Raw genomic sequence first — 16,577 nt, forward strand, 5'->3', positions numbered from 1 at the left:
GTCGGCGTCGCGGGGCAGGGCGCGGCGACCGGACGGGGTACGACGGCGCTGCCGTCGGGCGGCCCGGGGGCCGCCGGGCCGCCGTGGTCGTCCGGCGTGCGTCGTCGGGCCGACGGCGAGGTCGAGGTCGCGGGCGTCACGGCGGCCGCGCTGGCGGCCGAGCACGGGACACCCGCCTACGTCCTGGACGAGGCGGACTTCCGTGCGCGGGCCCGGGCCTACCGGGAGGCGTTCGAGGCGGCGTTCGCCGAGGTCGGCGCAGGCCTGGACGTCTACTACGCGGGCAAGGCGCTGCTGACCATCGGGGTCGCCCGGTGGGCGCGCTCGGAGGGCCTGCGGGTCGACACCGCGTCCGGCGGCGAGCTCGCGGTCGCGCTCCGCGCCGGCGTGCCCGGGTCGGAGATCGGCCTGCACGGCAACAACAAGTCGGACGAGGAGATCCTCACGGCGCTGGACACCGGCGTCGGGCGGATCATCGTCGACTCCCTCGCGGAGGTCGAGCGGGTGGCCGACCTCGCCGACCGGCGCGGAGTCGTCGCGCCGGTCATGGTGCGGGTCACCACCGGCGTGCACGCCGGTGGCCACGAGTACATCTCGACGGCGCACGAGGACCAGAAGTTCGGCCTGTCCGTCGCGCCCGCCCCGGACGGCGGGACGTCGCCGGCCCTGGTGGCCCTCGAGGCGGTGGTGGACCGGGCGTCGCTGCACCTGCTGGGCATCCACTCCCACATCGGTTCGCAGATCCTCGACCCGTCCGGCTTCGAGGCGGCCGCCCGGGTGGTGCTGCAGCTGCGCGCGGACCTGGCGCGGCGCACCGGTGCCCTGGTCGAGGAGGTCGACCTCGGCGGCGGGTACGGCATCGCCTACCTGCCCGGTGAGGAGACCCTCGAGCCGGGACCCGTCGCCCGGGACGTCGCAGCGGCCGTGGCGGCGGTGTGCGCCGAGCTCGGCACCGCCCTGCCGCGGTTCTCGGTGGAGCCGGGCCGGGCGATCGTCGGTCCGGCCGGGCTGACCCTGTACACGGTCGGGACGGTCAAGCCGGTGACGGTGGCGGACGACGACGGCGAGTTCACCCGCCTGTACGTGTCGGTCGACGGCGGCATGAGCGACAACATCCGCCCGGCCCTGTACGGGGCGGACTACCACGCGGAGGTCGTGGGGCGCGCCTCGGACGCGGCGCCCGTGCTGGCGCGCGTCGTCGGCAAGCACTGCGAGAGCGGCGACATCGTCGTGCACCAGGTGATGCTGCCGGGCGACGTCCGTGCCGGTGATCTCCTCGCGGTCGCGGCCACGGGTGCGTACGGGCGGTCCATGGCGTCCAACTACAACGGCCTGACGCGTCCGCCGGTCGTCGCGGTCGCCGACGGCGCCTCCAGGGTCCTGGTGCGGCGCGAGACGCTCGACGACCTGCTGGCGCTCGACCAGGGCTGAGCCGGCCGACCCGAGGCGACAGCATGCGGGACGGGGCGCCAGACCGCCACGCCGCGCGGCTATCCTGGCCCTCGTTCCCCCGACCCGACATCGAAGGTGACCCACGTGTCCGCTCCCGTTGCCCGCGCGACCGCCTCGTCCGGCGCACCCCAGGAGCGCGTGCTGCGCGTGGCGCTCCTCGGCTGCGGGGTCGTCGGTACCCAGGTGGCACGCATCCTGCTCGACCAGACGGGCGACCTGGCCGCCCGTGCGGGTGCCACGCTCGAGCTCGCGGGCATCGCCGTGCGCGACACGTCCCGGGTGCGCGACGGGATCCCGGCGGACCTGCTCACCGACGACGCCGAGGCGCTGGTGGACGGCGCCGACCTCGTCATCGAGCTGATGGGCGGCATCGAGCCGGCCCGGAGCCTCATCCTGCGCGCGATCGGCGCGGGGGCCAGCGTGGTCACGGCGAACAAGGCCCTGCTCGCGGAGCAGGGCCCGGTCCTCTTCGAGGCCGCGGACGACGCCGGCGTCGACGTCGCGTTCGAGGCGGCCGTGGCCGGGGCGATCCCGATCGTGCGACCGGTGCGCGAGTCCCTGGCCGGGGACCACGTCACCCGGGTGCTCGGCATCGTCAACGGCACCACGAACTACGTGCTGGACGAGATGACGTCGAACTCGCTCGACCTCGACGCGGCGGTCGAGCAGGCGAAGGAGCTGGGGTACGCCGAGGCGGACCCGAGCGCCGACATCGACGGCCTCGACGCGGCGGCCAAGGCCGCGATCCTCGCCTCGCTCGCGTTCCACACGCGCGTCTCCATCGACCAGGTCGCCTGCGAGGGCATCCGCGCGGTCACGGCCGAGGACGTCGACTGGGCGCGGCGCACGGGGTACGTGGTCAAGCTGCTGGCCATCGCCGAGCACACCGCCGAGGGCGTGTCCGCGCGGGTGCACCCGGCGCTGGTGCCCGCGGAGCACCCGCTGGCCGCGGTGCGGGGCGCCTTCAACGCCGTCTTCGTCGAGGCCGACGGTGCGGGCCCGCTGATGTTCTACGGCCAGGGTGCGGGCGGGCGGCCGACGGCGTCGGCAGTGCTCGGTGACCTGGTCTCGGTCGCCCGGGACCGGCTCACCGGCGGCAAGGGATCCTTCGAGTCGGCCTACGCCTCCCTGCCCGTGCTGCCGCCGGACGCCGCGGTGACCCGCTACCAGGTCCGCCTCGAGGTGGAGGACCACACCGGGGTGCTCGCCCAGGTGGCCGGCGTCCTGGCCGACCACGGCGTCTCGATCGACACGGTGCGTCAGAGCGTCGCCGAGACGCCCGCCTACACCTTCACCGCCGAGCCGGCGTCGGAGCCCGCCCCCGGGGCGGTCCGGACGCCCGAGCCGGTGGCCGACCTGGTCATCACGACCCACGCGGCCCGCGAGGCGTCGCTGGCGGCCACGGTCGCCGCGCTGGAGGGGCTCGCGCCCGTCCGGCGCATCATCTCTGTCCTGCGAGTCGAGGGAGTCTGAGCATGCCGGCCCACCAGTGGCGGGGTGTCATCACCGAGTACGCCGACCGTCTTCCGGAGCACCTCACCGAGAAGATCGTCACTCTCGCCGAGGGCGGTACCCCGCTCGTGGCCGCACCGGTGCTCTCGGAGCGCACGGGTGCCGAGGTGTACGTCAAGGTCGAGGGCATGAACCCGACCGGTTCGTTCAAGGACCGCGGCATGACGACGGCGATGTCGGCCGCCGCGGGGCGCGGGGCCAAGGTGGTCGTGTGCGCCTCGACGGGCAACACCTCCGCCTCGGCGGCCGCGTACGCGACCCGGGCCGGGATGATCTGCGCAGTCCTGGTGCCGGACGGCAAGATCGCGATGGGCAAGCTCAGCCAGGCGGTGGCCCACGGGGCCCGGCTCCTGCAGGTCGACGGCAACTTCGACGACTGTCTCGTGGTGGCCCGCAAGCTGGCCGAGGCGTACCCCGTGGAGCTGGTGAACTCGGTCAACCCGGACCGCATCGAAGGGCAGAAGACGGCGGCCTTCGAGGTGGTCGACGCGCTCGGCGACGCCCCCGACATCCACGCCCTGCCGGTGGGCAACGCCGGCAACATCACGGCCTACTGGAAGGGCTACCGCGAGTACGCGGGCATCGCCACCAGCGAGGACGGTCCGGGCGCGGCACCGCAGGCGGTCGCCACGCGCACCCCGGCCATGTGGGGCTTCCAGGCCGCGGGTGCGGCGCCGATCGTCAAGGGCCACCCGGTGGACCCGGAGACGATCGCCACGGCGATCCGCATCGGCAACCCGGCGTCCTGGGCCCAGGCCGAGGCGGCGCGGGACGAGTCGGGCGGCGTGATCGAGGCGGTCACGGACACCGAGATCCTCGCGGCGCACCGGATCCTGTCGGCCGAGGTGGGCGTCTTCGTCGAGCCGGCGTCGGCCGCCGGCGTGGCCGGCCTGCTGTCCCGTGCCGAGCGCGGTCTCGTCCCGGCCGGTGCCCGCGTCGTCGTGACGGTCACGGGCCACGGGCTCAAGGATCCGCAGTGGGCGCTGCGCACGCCGGACGGGTCGGACGTGGTGCCCACGCGGGTCAGCGCCGACGTCGTCTCCGTCGCCGACGCGCTCGGGCTGGAGTGACATGAGGCTCGGCGCCGACCACGTGCGGGTCCGGGTCCCTGCCACCAGCGCCAACCTCGGCCCCGGCTTCGACGCGATGGGCCTGGCGCTGGGGATCTACGACGAGATCGAGGTGCAGCTCGTCGCGAGCGACGACATCACGGTCGAGGTCGACGGCGAGGGCGCGGGCGAGGTGCCCGACGGCGCCGACCACCTGGTGGTCCGGGCGCTGCGGCACACGCTGGAGGTCGCGGGCGCGCCCCTGACCGGGCTGCGCATGCACTGCGTCAACCAGATCCCGCACGGACGCGGGCTCGGGTCGTCGGCGGCGGCCGTGGTCTCCGGCGTCGTCGCGGCCCGCGGGCTGCTGGCGGACCCGGGCGCGCTCGACGCCGCCACGATGCTGGCGATCGCCACCGAGTTCGAGGGGCACCCGGACAACGCGGCACCGGCGCTGCGCGGGGGAGCGACCCTGGCGTGGTCGGGTGCCGAGGGCCCGCGCGCGGTCGACCTCGAGATCGACCCCCGGATCGTCGCGACCGTGCTGGTGCCCGAGGTGCGGCTGGCGACCAGCCGGGCGCGCGGCGTGCTCCCGGCGCAGGTGCCGCACGCCGACGCGGCGTTCACGGCAGGGCGCGCGGCGCTGCTGGTCGAGGTGCTCGCGCGGCGTCCCGAGCTGCTGCTCGACGCCACCGAGGACCGCCTGCACCAGGACTACCGTGCCGGGGTCATGGCCGGCACCGCCGAGCTCGTCCGGTCCCTGCGCGCCGAGGGCCTGGCCGCGACCGTCTCCGGGGCGGGGCCGACGGTGCTCGTGCTGTCGACGGCCGAGCAGGCCCCCGCGCTCGACGCGGTCCTGGCGGACCTGGTCGACGAGGTGGCCGGCTGGCGTGCCCTGCGTCCAGGGATCGACACGGTCGGGGCGGTCTGCAGAAGTGATAGCATGGCCTGAGCCTTCGGGACCGACCACGAGGCATCCTCCCCCTTTTCGTCGCCACGCCCAGCGTGGTCGTACGGCGGAGATGTGTGGCCAGCGGTGGCACGTTCCACGCCGTCCAGGTCCGAGTCGAAGGCCGAAAGCAACCCCGTCAGTCGACGTCGTCGTACCACCTGATGCGAGGTTCGCGTCCGGGCGCCACTGCTCCGGACGCCGCCACCGGCGGACCTGACGGAAGTATCCCCAGGCCGCATACGAGGGGGAAGGGTCCTTCGTGACGAACACCACCGACAACCTGAGCTCGATGAAGCTGGCCGAGCTGCAGGCGATGGCGTCCAAGATGGGCGTCAAGGGCACGAGCCGCATGCGCAAGAACGACCTGGCCGAGGCGATCCGCACCCGCGGCGCCGGCGGGTCGGCCGCGCCGGCTGCGCGTGGCCGGTCGACCGCGGAAGGCGGGACCGAGCGCGCCGGCGCGTCCGCCGCGCCGGTCGCCGCCGCCGTCTCCGAGGCGCCCACCGTGCGCACGGACGCCCCCACCGAATCCGGGCAGCGCCGTCAGCGACGCGCCACCCGCCCGACCGGCACGACGGCCGACGCGCCGCCGGCCACCACCACGCCTCCTGCCGGACCCGCGCAGCCCGACCGGGCCGCCCAGCCCGACCGTGGCGCGCAGTCCGACCGCAACGGGTCGTCCTCCCGGGGCGACGACCGCGAGGCGCGTCTCGCCGAGCTGGCCGAGGCCGTCGCCGCGCCGCGCGAGCGGAACCAGCGCCAGGGCGGGCGCTCGTCCGAGAACCGGTCGCAGGACTCCGACGACCGTTCCGGCGACGACCAGAACCCGCGCCAGGGCGCACGCCAGGAGCAGCGCTCCGGCAACGACCGCTCCGGCAACGACCGTTCCGGTGGCGACCGGTCCGGGAACAGCCGCTCCGGCAACGACCGCTCTGGTGGCGACGGTGCGGGCCTGGACGACCGGGGTTCCCGGCGTCGTCGTGGTCGCGACCGCGGCCGGGACCGCAAGCGCAACCGCAACGGCCGCGGCCCGGGTGCTCCGGACGTCCAGGAGGACGTGGACGTCCGCGAGGACGACGTGCTGCTGCCCGTCGCGGGCGTGCTGGACATCCACGACAACTACGCGTTCGTGCGCACGAGCGGCTACCTGCCCGGCGAGAACGACGTCTACGTGTCGATGAACCAGGTCAAGAAGAACGGCCTGCGCCGGGGTGACGCCGTCGTCGGCGCCATCCGCCAGCCCCGCGAGGGCGAGGAGCCGCCGGCCGGTGGCTCCAGCAAGAACCCGCGCAACAAGTTCTCCGCGCTGGTGCGCCTCGACACGGTCAACGGCATGTCGCCCGAGGAGGCGCGCGAGCGCTCCGAGTTCAACAAGCTCACGCCGCTGTACCCGCAGGACCGGCTGCGCCTGGAGAACCCCGAGGCGACGCGCCTGACGCCGCGCGTCATCGACATCGTCGCCCCGATCGGCAAGGGCCAGCGCGGCCTGATCGTCGCACCGCCCAAGGCCGGCAAGACGATCATCATGCAGCAGATCGCCAACGCCATCGCGGCGAACAACCCTGAGGTCCACCTCATGGTCGTGCTGGTCGACGAGCGGCCCGAAGAGGTCACCGACATGGAGCGGACGGTCAAGGGCGAGGTCATCGCCTCGACGTTCGACCGTCCGGCGTCGGACCACACGATCGTCGCCGAGCTGGCCATCGAGCGTGCGAAGCGTCTCGTCGAGCTCGGGCAGGACGTCGTCCTGCTCCTCGACTCCATCACGCGCCTGTCGCGTGCCTACAACCTGGCCGCCCCGGCGTCCGGCCGCATCCTGTCCGGTGGTGTCGACGCGGCGGCGCTCTACCCGCCGAAGCGCTTCTTCGGTGCGGCGCGCAACATCGAGAACGGTGGCTCGCTGACCATCCTCGGCTCCGCGCTCGTCGAGACGGGCTCGAAGATGGACGAGGTGATCTTCGAGGAGTTCAAGGGCACCGGCAACATGGAGCTGCGCCTGTCGCGCAACCTGGCCGACAAGCGCATCTTCCCGGCGGTGGACGTCAACGGCTCCGGCACCCGCCGCGAGGAGATCCTCATGTCGAAGGAGGAGCTGGGCATCGTCTACAAGCTCCGCCGCGTCATGGGTGCGCTCGACCAGCAGCAGGCGATCGAGCTGCTGCTCGGCAAGCTGAAGGACACCAAGACCAACGTCGAGTTCCTCCTGCAGGTCCAGAAGACGACGCCGGCCGGTCTGACCACAGACCGCCCCGGCGAGACGATCTGACTCGCACGTCACACCTGACAGGGCGCGGAATCGTTCACAGCGGTTCGGTGTTCTGGCACAATGGTTCGTCGGTCTGCCGGTTCACGGCTCGCGGTCCTGCGAGGCGACCCGGCGGCATCACATCAAGGAGCATCATGAAGTCCGGAATCCACCCCGAGTACGTCGTCACCGAGGTGACCTGCACGTGCGGCAACACGTTCGTCACGCGCAGCACCGAGAAGTCCGGCAAGATCAGCGCCGACGTCTGCAGCGCCTGCCACCCGTTCTACACGGGCAAGCAGAAGATCCTCGACACCGGTGGCCGCGTGGCCCGCTTCGAGGCCCGCTACGGCAAGAAGAAGTAGCACCCCCGCACAGCGCCGGTGGTCCGCCCGACAACCTCTCCAGGGGCAGTCGGACGCTGGACCACCGGCGCTGTCGTGTCCCACCACGTGGGGCCGCGAGGACCGGCGGGCCCGACGCCCGCCGCGAGGCAGCACCCGCCAGGACCAGAGACCGGAGACGACGTGACCCAGGACTTCGCGGTGGCACGGCCGCTGCTCGTCGAGCACGCGGAGATCGAGGCGGCGCTGGCCGACCCGGCGGTCCACGCCGACGCCGGCCGGGCGCGCACGCTCGGTCGGCGGTACGCGGAGCTCAACCGTGTGGTCGGGGCGTACCGCGCCTGGGAGTCCGCCCGGGACGACGCCGCCGCGGCGGCCGAGCTCGCGGTCCAGGACGCCTCCTTCGCCGCGGAGCTGCCCGACCTGCGCCAGGCCGAGAGCGACGCCGCCGAGCACCTGCGCCGGGTCCTCGTCCCGCGCGACCCCGACGACGGCCGGGACGTGATCCTGGAGATCAAGGCCGGTGAGGGCGGTGACGAGTCCGCGCTGTTCGCCGGCGACCTGCTGCGGATGTACCTGCGGTTCGCCGAGCGGCGCGGGTGGGCGACACAGGTGCTGGAGTCGACGGCGACCGAGCTCGGCGGGTACAAGGACGTGCAGGTCGCGGTGAAGACCCGGGGGAACCTCGCCGACCCCGGCGACGGCGTGTGGGCCTGCCTGAAGTACGAGGGCGGCGTGCACCGCGTCCAGCGGGTCCCGGTGACCGAGTCCCAGGGGCGCATCCACACCTCGGCGGCCGGGGTGCTGGTGCTGCCGGAGGTCGACGACCCGGGTGAGGTCGAGATCGACCAGAACGACCTGCGCATCGACGTGTACCGGTCGTCCGGGCCGGGCGGGCAGTCGGTGAACACGACCGACTCCGCCGTACGGATCACCCACCTGCCCACCGGCATCGTGGTGTCCATGCAGAACGAGAAGTCGCAGCTGCAGAACAAGGAGCAGGCGATGCGGGTCCTGCGCGCCCGGCTGCTGGCCGCGCAGCAGGAGACGGCGGCGGCGGAGGCCGCCGAGCAGCGCCGCTCGCAGGTGCGCACCGTGGACCGCAGCGAGCGGATCCGCACGTACAACTTCCCGGAGAACCGCATCGCGGACCATCGCACGGGGTACAAGGCGTACAACCTCGACCACGTCCTCGCCGGGGAGCTCGACGCGCTCGTGCAGTCCGCGATCGACGCCGACGAGGCCGCCCGCCTGGCCGCCGCGGGCGATGCCTGACGCGTCGGTCGCCGCGGCCGGCCCGGGGTCCCTCGTGCGCGCCGCGACGGCGACGCTGGGCGCGGCCGGGGTCCCCTCGCCGCGCACCGACGCGGAGATCCTGCTCGCGCACGTCCTGCGGGTCGAGCGCGGGGAGGTGCGTCGGCGCACGGTCCTCGACGCGCCCGCCGTCCCGGCCGACGACGTGGCGGCGTACCGCGACCTCGTCGCGCGCCGGGCGCGGCGCGAACCGTTGCAGCACCTCACCGGCCTGGCGCCGTTCCGGCACCTGGAGCTGGCGGTCGGTCCCGGTGTCTTCGTGCCGAGGCCCGAGACCGAGGAGGTCGCCCAGGTCGCGATCGACGAGGCCGCGGCCGTCCTGGCGGCCCGGGGCGCCGTCGTCGTCGCGGACCTGTGCACCGGCACGGGCGCGATCGCGCTGGCCGTGGCCGACGAGGTGCCCGGGGCGCAGGTGCACGCCGTCGAGCTGGACGCCGTCGCGCACGGGTGGGCGGCGCGCAACGTCGCGGCACAGGGGTCGGCGCGGGACGTCGTGACGCTGGTGCGCGGCGACGCGCGCACGGCGCTGGGTCACCTCGACGGCACGGTCGACGTCGTCGTGTCGAACCCGCCGTACGTGCCGTCGGACGCCGTCCCGCGCGATCCCGAGGTCGCCCGGCACGACCCGGCCGTCGCGCTCTACGGGCTCGGACCGGACGGTCTGGAGGTGCCCCGCGGCATCGCGCTGGCGGCCCGGCGCCTCCTGCGACCGGGAGGACTGTTCGTCATGGAGCACGCCGAGGTCCAGGCGGACGGGGCACGCGGCGCGGCAGCCGCCGCCGGCCTGGTCGACGTCGTCACGCGCGACGACCTGACCCGACGACCCCGGATGGTCGTCGGCCGTGCTCCGGTGTGACGTCGAACCGTGAAAGACTGGAGCGCGTGAGCAGCGTGCACGACGTCACCGACGCGACCACCTGGGGCCCCTCGATCGACGAGGCCGTCAACACGATCTCCCGGGAGGGCTGGTGGTCCTCCCGACCGACACCGTCTACGGCATCGGGGCCGACGCCTTCGACGCGGACGCGGTGGCGGCCCTCCTGGCGGCCAAGGGCCGCGGCCGGCAGATGCCGCCTCCGGTCCTGGTGCCGGACGTGCGCACCCTCGACGGCCTCGCCACCGAGGTCTCGGACGACGCGCGCGCCCTCGTCGAGGCGTTCTGGCCCGGCGGCTTCACCATCATCCTCGCGGCCCAGCCGTCCCTGCACTGGGACCTGGGGGAGACCCACGGCACCGTCGCGCTGCGCATGCCGGACCACCCGGCGGCGCTCGCGCTGCTGCGGCGCACGGGTCCGTTGGCCGTGTCCAGCGCGAACCGCACCGGCAGCCCCGCCGCGCTCGAGGTCGCCGAGGCCGTCGAGCAGCTCGGCGACCCGGTGGCCTGCTACCTCGACGGCGGCACGGCCCCGGGCGGCGTCGCCTCCACCATCGTCGACGCGACCGGTGCGCACCTGCGGGTCGTGCGGGCGGGGGCGATCGGTCTCGACCGGCTCCGTGAGGTGGCGCCCGTGCTCGACGTCGACGAGCCGGCGCCCGGCGCCGGCGCCGAGGCCGACGAGGAGCCCGCCGGGTGAGGGCCTATCTCCTGGTGATGCTCATCGCCGCGGCGGTGACGTACCTGGCGACCCCCGGTGCGCGCTGGGTGGCGCGCCGGACCAACGCGATCTCCGCGGTGCGGGCCCGCGACGTCCACCTGATGCCGACCCCGCGCCTGGGCGGCCTGGCGATGCTGCTCGGCATCGTCGTCGCGGTGGTGCTGGCCTCGCAGATGCCGTTCCTGGAACCGGTGTTCGCCACCCCGCAGGTGCTCGGCATCGTCGGTGGGGCCGCCATCGTGTGCCTGCTCGGCTGGGCGGACGACGTGTGGGACCTGGACTGGATGACGAAGCTCGCCGGTCAGATCCTCGCCGCCGGCTTCATGGCGCTGAACCAGGTGCAGCTCACGACCCTGCCGACCCCCGGCGGCCTGACGATCCCCTCGGCCCGGCTGTCGCTCTTCGTGACGATCCTCGTGGTCGTCGTGGCGATGAACGCCGTGAACTTCGTCGACGGGCTCGACGGTCTCGCGGCGGGCATCGTGGCGATCGGCGGCACGGCGTTCTTCCTCTACACGTACTCGCTCACGCAGCAGGCCAGCCCGACGGACTTCGCGAGCATCGCCACGATGGTGACGGCGGTCCTGGTGGGCGTGTGCCTGGGGTTCCTGCCGCACAACTTCTACCCGTCCCACATCTTCATGGGCGACTCGGGCTCGATGGTGCTGGGCCTGGTCTTCGCCGGCGCGGTCATCTCCGTGACCGGTCAGATCGACGCGACGGTGACCGATGCCGTCTCGGGCGCCCAGCGGGCGCCGCTGTTCATCCCGCTGCTGCTGCCGCTCGCCGTGGTGCTCCTGCCCCTGCTGGACATGACGCTGGCGGTCGTGCGCCGGCTGGCCGCGGGCAAGTCGCCCATGGCCCCCGACCGCATGCACCTGCACCACCGCATGCTCGCCCTCGGTCACTCCCACCGCCGTGCCGTGCTCATCCTGTACGTGTGGACCGCCGTCTTCGCGTTCGGGACGGTCGCGTTCGTGGAGTGGCGCTGGCAGATCGTGGTGAGCTGGCTGGGCGTGGCGATCGTCGTGGCGCTCGTGCTGACGCTCGGCCCGCTGCGCACCCGCGGGCGTTTCCTCGACGACGACGTCGCGTCCGGGACGATCCCCGTCGCCGCGACGGTCGGTGCCTCCTACCCGTCGTCCCCGACCCCCGACCCCAAGGAGCAGGACGTTGTCCGACCAGACGCCTGACGGCACGCCCGGCCAGACGCCCGACCAGACGCCCGACGGCACCTCGGAGGGCAGGACCTTCTCGGAGGTCCAGGCCGGGGAACGGGCCATGCTGCGCAGGGCGATGCTCTCGACCCTCCTCCTCGTCGGCGGGCTCGTCGTCCTCGGGTGCGCGGTGGGCTGGTTCGTCGCGGGCGTCCAGGGCGTCTGGGGCGCGCTCCTCGGGGCGGCGCTGGCGGCGTTCTTCTGCGCGACGACGATCTGGTCGATGCAGCGCACGATCGGCCGCCCGCCCACGACGATGGCCGCCGTCGTCATGGGGGCCTGGCTGGCGAAGGTCGTCGTCCTGGTCGTCGTGCTGGCGCTGCTGCGCGGTGCGGACTTCTACGACCCGTACGTGCTGTTCGTGGTGCTCGCCCTGGGGGCGGTCGGTTCGGCGCTCCTGGACTACCAGGCGGTCAGGGGCGCTCGGATCCCCTACGTGCAGCCCTGACGGGCCGCGCGGAAAGTGCTCTTGTTCACAAGCCGCGAGATTCCGGCCGTGATGTGCCGACGGCGTGTTCGACCACCCGCGATCATCCGGTAGGCTAACCGCGAATCCATGACGGCTAGGTCCGACGGCGTACCCCGCAACTGCGTGGTGTGCCGAACGTCCTTCGACCACCGGGAGTCCTCCTGTTCACGTCAGCGACCCCCATGCTGCTCGCCGCCTCCGAAGGTGAGGGCGGCTTTCACGCGCCGTCCATCGAGGAGTTCTTCCCTCCGGCGATCCTCTTCGAGGACACGATCTTCCAGATCGACCGCATCTGGATCGTCCGCATCATCGCGATGGTGGTGCTGCTGACGGTCTTCGTCATCGCGGCACGTCGCGCGAAGCTCGTCCCCGGACGCTTCCAGGGCGCCATCGAGATGATGCTCGACTTCGTCCGCGTCCAGGTCGCCGAGCAGATCCTCGGCAAGGAGAACGCCAAGCGCTTCGTCCCGATGCTCACGGTGATCTTCCTGTCGATCCTCGCCTTCAACCTGACGGGCATCATCCCCTTCCTCAACATGGCCGGGACGGCCCGGATCGGCCTGCCGCTCGTGCTCGCCCTGTGGGTCTTCGTGACCTACTGGTGGGTCGGCATCAGCAAGCACGGCCTGGGCGGATATCTGAAGAGCAACCTCTTCCCGCCGGGTATCCCGTGGCCCATCTACATCATCGTGACGCCGATCGAGCTGCTGCAGATCCTCGTGGTCCGCCCCGTCTCGCTCGCGCTGCGACTCACCGCGAACATGATCGCCGGGCACATCATGCTCGTCCTGTGCTTCTCGGCGACGCACTTCTTCGTCCTCGAGGCCTCCGCGGCGCTCAAGCCCATCGCGGCCCTGACCCTCGCCGGCGGCTTCGCCTTCACGGCCTTCGAGCTCCTGGTCGCCGCTCTGCAGGCGTACATCTTCGCCCTGCTCGCGGCGGTCTACATCAGCCTGTCGCTGGAGGAGGAGCACTGACCTGAGGTCAGTTCCCTCGTCCCGACACCCTGTACCAACTCAAGACGCAAGTCAGCGACGTCGGGCCGACCGGCCCGACGCCCAACGGAAGGAAATCCAGTGGACGTCACCACCCTCGCCGAGGTCACCGGTAACCTCAACGCTGTCGGCTACGGCCTCGCCGCCATCGGCCCGGGTATCGGTCTCGGCATCCTCATCGGCAAGACCATCGAGGGCATGGCCCGCCAGCCCGAGGTCGCCGGTCAGCTCCGCGCCACCATGTTCCTCGGTGTCGCGTTCGTCGAGCTCCTCGCGCTCCTCGGCCTCGTCGCCGGCTTCCTCTTCCCCGCCGCGTGATGGCGGCGGCGCGCACCGCCGCCCCGGTGAACGTGGCGGCGGAAGGGACTGGGACGGTCGAGGGCATCGACCTGTTCATCCCCGCCTGGTACGACATCATCTGGTCGTCGGTGATCATGATCGTGATCGCCGTCGTCTTCTACAAGCTCGTGCTGCCCAAGTTCCAGGCCGTCCTGGACGAGCGCACCACGAAGATCGAGGGCGGCCTGGCCAAGGCCGAGCAGGCGCAGGAGGAAGCCGCGGCAGCGCTCGCGGAGTACCACCAGCAGCTCGCCGAGTCCCGTGCCGAGGCGGCGAAGACCCGCGAGGAGGCCCGCTCCGAGGGCGCCGCCATCGTCGCGGAGCTGAAGACGAAGGCCAACGAGGAGGCCGCGCGGATCGTCGAGACGGCGCACCGCCAGATCGAGGCCGAGCGCCAGGCCGCAGCGGTCTCGCTGCGTGCCGAGGTCGGCACCCTCGCGACCGAGCTCGCCTCGAAGATCGTCGGTGAGTCGCTGGCCGACTCCGCGCGCCAGTCGCGCGTGGTCGACCGGTTCCTCGACGAGCTCGAGGCCGACCAGTCGGCGACGACGAGCGTCAAGGAGGGCTGATGCGAGGCACGAGCGGAGCATCGCTGGCAGCGGCTCAGGAACGCTTCGAGCCGGTGCTGCGGTCCGCGGGTACCGAGTCGGTCACGCTCGGCGAACAGCTGTTCGTCGTCGTGGGCGCGCTCGACGGGTCCGGCGCCCTGCGCCGCTCGCTCGCGGACCCCTCGCGCAAGGGCGAGGACAAGGCGCGCGTCGTGGCCACCGTGCTCACCGGGTTCGACGAACGGGTCGTCGACGTCGTCTCGGGACTGGTGCGGTCGCGCTGGTCCGACGAGGCCGACCTCGTCGACGCGATCGAGCGGATCGGTCTGGACTCCGTCCTGGCCGGGGCCGAGTCCCGGGGTGTGCTGGAGACGGTGGAGGACGAGCTCTTCCGCCTGACCCGGTCCCTCGTCGGGGCGCGCGAGGCACGGCAGGTCCTGTCCGACACGTCGACGTCGGCCGCACGCCGCACGGCGTTCGTCGACACCCTGCTCGACGGCAAGGTCGACCCCGTCACGCAGGTGCTCGCCCGCCGGGCGACCGAGTCGCCTCGCGGCCGGCGCTTCGTGGCGACCCTGTCCTGGTACGGGGACGTGGCGGCCGAGCGCCGCAAGCGTCTCGTCGCCAGCGTGACCAGCGGGTCCGTCCTCACCTCGACGCAGGAGGAGCGCCTCGGGGGAATCCTCGAGCGTGCCTACGGCCGTCCCGTGCAGCTCAACGTCACGGTCGACCCGACCGTCGTCGGCGGGCTGCGCATCCAGGTCGGCGCCGACGTCGTCGACTCCACCGTGCTTGCCCGCCTGGCCGACGCCCGTCGCCGGCTGGCCGGCTGACCTACCTGACGCCCAGCCGGCCGCCGGTCGGCACAGATGAACGTTCGGTCGCAGATGCGGCCACGACAGGAGAAGAGCAATGGCTGAGCTGACGATCCGGCCGGAGGAGATCCGCGCCGCGCTGGACAGCTTCGTGAAGTCCTACGAGCCCGAGGGCGCGGTGACCGAAGAGGTCGGCCGTGTCTCCTCCGCCGGCGACGGCATCGCGCGCGTCGAGGGACTGCCCGGCGCGATGGCGAACGAGCTGCTGCGATTCGAGGACGGCACGCTCGGCCTCGCGCAGAACCTGGACGTGCGCGAGATCGGCGTCGTCGTCCTCGGTGAGTTCACCGGCATCGAGGAGGGCCAGGAGGTCCGCCGCACCGGCGAGGTCCTCTCGGTCCCCGTCGGTGAGGGTTACCTCGGTCGCGTCGTCGACCCGCTGGGCAACCCGATGGACGGACTCGGCGACATCGCCACGGAGGGCCGCCGCGCGCTGGAGCTCCAGGCTCCCGGCGTCATGCAGCGCAAGTCGGTGCACGAGCCGCTACAGACCGGCATCAAGGCGATCGACTCGATGATCCCCGTCGGCCGTGGTCAGCGCCAGCTGATCATCGGTGACCGCCAGACCGGCAAGACGGCGATCGCGATCGACACGATCATCAACCAGAAGGCCAACTGGGAGTCCGGCGACCCGTCGAAGCAGGTCCGCTGCATCTACGTCGCCGTCGGCCAGAAGGGCTCGACGATCGCCTCCGTGCGTGGCGCCCTGGAGGACGCCGGCGCGCTGGAGTACACGACGATCGTCGCGGCGCCGGCCTCCGACCCGGCCGGCTTCAAGTACCTCGCCCCGTACACCGGCTCGGCCATCGGCCAGCACTGGATGTACGACGGCAAGCACGTCCTGATCATCTTCGACGACCTGTCGAAGCAGGCCGAGGCCTACCGTGCGACGTCGCTGCTGCTGCGTCGCCCGCCGGGCCGCGAGGCGTACCCCGGTGACGTCTTCTACCTGCACTCCCGCCTGCTCGAGCGTTGTGCGAAGCTCTCGGACGAGCTCGGTGCGGGCTCGATGACCGGTCTGCCGATCATCGAGACCAAGGCGAACGACGTGTCGGCGTACATCCCGACCAACGTCATCTCCATCACCGACGGTCAGATCTTCCTCCAGTCCGACCTGTTCAACGCCGACCAGCGCCCCGCGGTCGACGTCGGCATCTCGGTGTCGCGTGTCGGTGGTGACGCCCAGGTCAAGGCCATGAAGAAGGTCTCCGGAACGCTGAAGCTCGAGCTGGCCCAGTACCGCTCGCTCGAGGCGTTCGCGATGTTCGCCTCCGACCTCGACGCCGCGTCCCGCGGTCAGCTCGCCCGTGGTGCGGTGCTCATGGAGCTGCTCAAGCAGCCCCAGTACACCCCGTACCCCGTCGAGGAGCAGGTCGCGTCGATCTGGGCCGGCACCAAGGGTCGTCTCGACGACGTCCCGGTCGCCGACGTCAAGCGGTTCGAGGCGGAGCTCCTCGACCACCTGCGTCGCAACACCGAGGTGCTCTCCACGATCGCCGGGTCCGGCAAGCTCGAGCAGGACACCGAGGACGCGCTCGCCGCCGCCGTGGACGACTTCCGCAACGGCTTCCTTAAGGCCGACGGCTCCCCCCTCGTGGGCGGGGACGACGGCGAGGGCGAGGCTGCGGAGTCCGAGCAGGAGCAGCTCGTCGTGCAGAAGAAGGCCTGATC

At 72.6% G+C, this 16,577-nt stretch carries 16 protein-coding genes; all 16 read left to right on the plus strand.

What is annotated here, in order from left to right:
- The first annotated feature begins 48 nt into the window (after positions 1 to 48).
- The 16 genes from lysA to atpA all read left to right on the plus strand — a co-directional run bounded on the left by lysA (position 49) and on the right by atpA (position 16,575).
- The gene (gene lysA / locus ACNHYB_RS15500) at positions 49 to 1,431 is read left to right on the plus strand and encodes a diaminopimelate decarboxylase (protein ID WP_418278080.1); all 1,383 of its coding nucleotides are present in this window, start codon (positions 49 to 51) and stop codon (positions 1,429 to 1,431) included.
- Between the two features lie 105 nt (positions 1,432 to 1,536).
- Positions 1,537 to 2,925, plus strand: coding sequence for a homoserine dehydrogenase (locus ACNHYB_RS15505; protein WP_418276260.1), 1,389 nt, complete (start codon positions 1,537 to 1,539; stop codon positions 2,923 to 2,925).
- 2 nt (positions 2,926 to 2,927) lie between these two features.
- Positions 2,928 to 4,034, plus strand: coding sequence for a threonine synthase (thrC, locus tag ACNHYB_RS15510; RefSeq protein WP_418276261.1), 1,107 nt, complete (start codon positions 2,928 to 2,930; stop codon positions 4,032 to 4,034).
- A gap of 1 nt (position 4,035) precedes the next feature.
- Positions 4,036 to 4,965 carry a homoserine kinase gene (thrB, locus tag ACNHYB_RS15515; RefSeq protein ID WP_418276262.1) on the plus strand — a complete coding sequence of 310 codons (930 nt, stop codon included), beginning with the start codon at positions 4,036 to 4,038 and terminating at the stop codon, positions 4,963 to 4,965.
- Positions 4,966 to 5,254: 289 nt separating this feature from the next.
- A complete protein-coding gene (rho, locus tag ACNHYB_RS15520) occupies positions 5,255 to 7,231 on the plus strand; it encodes a transcription termination factor Rho (RefSeq protein ID WP_418278081.1) in 1,977 nt (658 codons plus the stop codon).
- Positions 7,232 to 7,365: 134 nt separating this feature from the next.
- Positions 7,366 to 7,575, plus strand: a complete 210-nt coding sequence (rpmE, locus tag ACNHYB_RS15525; RefSeq protein WP_418276263.1) for a 50S ribosomal protein L31 — start codon at positions 7,366 to 7,368, stop codon at positions 7,573 to 7,575.
- A gap of 162 nt (positions 7,576 to 7,737) precedes the next feature.
- Positions 7,738 to 8,829, plus strand: coding sequence for a peptide chain release factor 1 (gene prfA, locus ACNHYB_RS15530; RefSeq protein ID WP_418276264.1), 1,092 nt, complete (start codon positions 7,738 to 7,740; stop codon positions 8,827 to 8,829).
- Positions 8,822 to 9,724: a peptide chain release factor N(5)-glutamine methyltransferase gene (gene prmC / locus ACNHYB_RS15535; RefSeq protein ID WP_418276265.1), complete on the plus strand. Its 903-nt coding sequence runs from the start codon at positions 8,822 to 8,824 to the stop codon at positions 9,722 to 9,724. Before prfA ends, prmC begins: the two co-directional genes overlap by 8 nt.
- Positions 9,725 to 9,836: 112 nt before the next feature.
- On the plus strand, positions 9,837 to 10,442 hold the full coding sequence (locus tag ACNHYB_RS15540) for an L-threonylcarbamoyladenylate synthase (protein ID WP_418276266.1): 606 nt from the start codon (positions 9,837 to 9,839) through the stop codon (positions 10,440 to 10,442).
- Entirely contained in the window at positions 10,439 to 11,656 is a 1,218-nt protein-coding gene (locus ACNHYB_RS15545) for a glycosyltransferase family 4 protein (RefSeq protein WP_418276267.1), read from the plus strand. The genes ACNHYB_RS15540 and ACNHYB_RS15545 overlap by 4 nt, the downstream gene beginning before the upstream one ends.
- Positions 11,637 to 12,128 (plus strand): hypothetical protein, encoded by a 492-nt coding sequence (locus ACNHYB_RS15550; protein WP_418276268.1) that lies wholly within the window; start codon positions 11,637 to 11,639, stop codon positions 12,126 to 12,128. The genes ACNHYB_RS15545 and ACNHYB_RS15550 overlap by 20 nt, the downstream gene beginning before the upstream one ends.
- Before the next feature lie 203 nt (positions 12,129 to 12,331).
- Positions 12,332 to 13,126 (plus strand): F0F1 ATP synthase subunit A, encoded by a 795-nt coding sequence (gene atpB, locus ACNHYB_RS15555; protein ID WP_418276269.1) that lies wholly within the window; start codon positions 12,332 to 12,334, stop codon positions 13,124 to 13,126.
- A gap of 99 nt (positions 13,127 to 13,225) precedes the next feature.
- Positions 13,226 to 13,462 carry an ATP synthase F0 subunit C gene (locus tag ACNHYB_RS15560; protein ID WP_068204457.1) on the plus strand — a complete coding sequence of 79 codons (237 nt, stop codon included), beginning with the start codon at positions 13,226 to 13,228 and terminating at the stop codon, positions 13,460 to 13,462.
- Complete coding sequence (locus tag ACNHYB_RS15565) at positions 13,462 to 14,052, plus strand: F0F1 ATP synthase subunit B (RefSeq protein ID WP_418276270.1); 591 nt, start codon at positions 13,462 to 13,464, stop codon at positions 14,050 to 14,052. Before ACNHYB_RS15560 ends, ACNHYB_RS15565 begins: the two co-directional genes overlap by 1 nt.
- Complete coding sequence (locus tag ACNHYB_RS15570) at positions 14,052 to 14,864, plus strand: F0F1 ATP synthase subunit delta (RefSeq protein WP_418276271.1); 813 nt, start codon at positions 14,052 to 14,054, stop codon at positions 14,862 to 14,864. The genes ACNHYB_RS15565 and ACNHYB_RS15570 overlap by 1 nt, the downstream gene beginning before the upstream one ends.
- Positions 14,865 to 14,943: 79 nt before the next feature.
- Positions 14,944 to 16,575, plus strand: a complete 1,632-nt coding sequence (atpA, locus tag ACNHYB_RS15575; protein WP_418276272.1) for a F0F1 ATP synthase subunit alpha — start codon at positions 14,944 to 14,946, stop codon at positions 16,573 to 16,575.
- Positions 16,576 to 16,577: the final 2 nt, after the last annotated feature.

It is taken from the genome of Isoptericola jiangsuensis, from assembly GCF_048320105.1.
Taxonomy (GTDB): Bacteria; Actinomycetota; Actinomycetes; order Actinomycetales; family Cellulomonadaceae; genus Isoptericola; species Isoptericola jiangsuensis_A.

What these genes read in the sequence shown, in the direction of transcription:
- thrC (WP_418276261.1), top strand. Translation starts at nt 2,928, where the DNA reads ATGCCGGCCCACCAGTGGCGGGGTGTCATCACCGAGTACGCCGACCGT.
- thrB (WP_418276262.1), top strand. Translation starts at nt 4,036, where the DNA reads ATGAGGCTCGGCGCCGACCACGTGCGGGTCCGGGTCCCTGCCACCAGC.
- rho (WP_418278081.1), top strand. Translation starts at nt 5,255, where the DNA reads ATGAAGCTGGCCGAGCTGCAGGCGATGGCGTCCAAGATGGGCGTCAAG.
- rpmE (WP_418276263.1), top strand. Translation starts at nt 7,366, where the DNA reads ATGAAGTCCGGAATCCACCCCGAGTACGTCGTCACCGAGGTGACCTGC.
- prmC (WP_418276265.1), top strand. Translation starts at nt 8,822, where the DNA reads ATGCCTGACGCGTCGGTCGCCGCGGCCGGCCCGGGGTCCCTCGTGCGC.
- atpB (WP_418276269.1), top strand. Translation starts at nt 12,332, where the DNA reads ATGCTGCTCGCCGCCTCCGAAGGTGAGGGCGGCTTTCACGCGCCGTCC.
- ACNHYB_RS15565 (WP_418276270.1), top strand. Translation starts at nt 13,462, where the DNA reads ATGGCGGCGGCGCGCACCGCCGCCCCGGTGAACGTGGCGGCGGAAGGG.
- ACNHYB_RS15570 (WP_418276271.1), top strand. Translation starts at nt 14,052, where the DNA reads ATGCGAGGCACGAGCGGAGCATCGCTGGCAGCGGCTCAGGAACGCTTC.
- atpA (WP_418276272.1), top strand. Translation starts at nt 14,944, where the DNA reads ATGGCTGAGCTGACGATCCGGCCGGAGGAGATCCGCGCCGCGCTGGAC.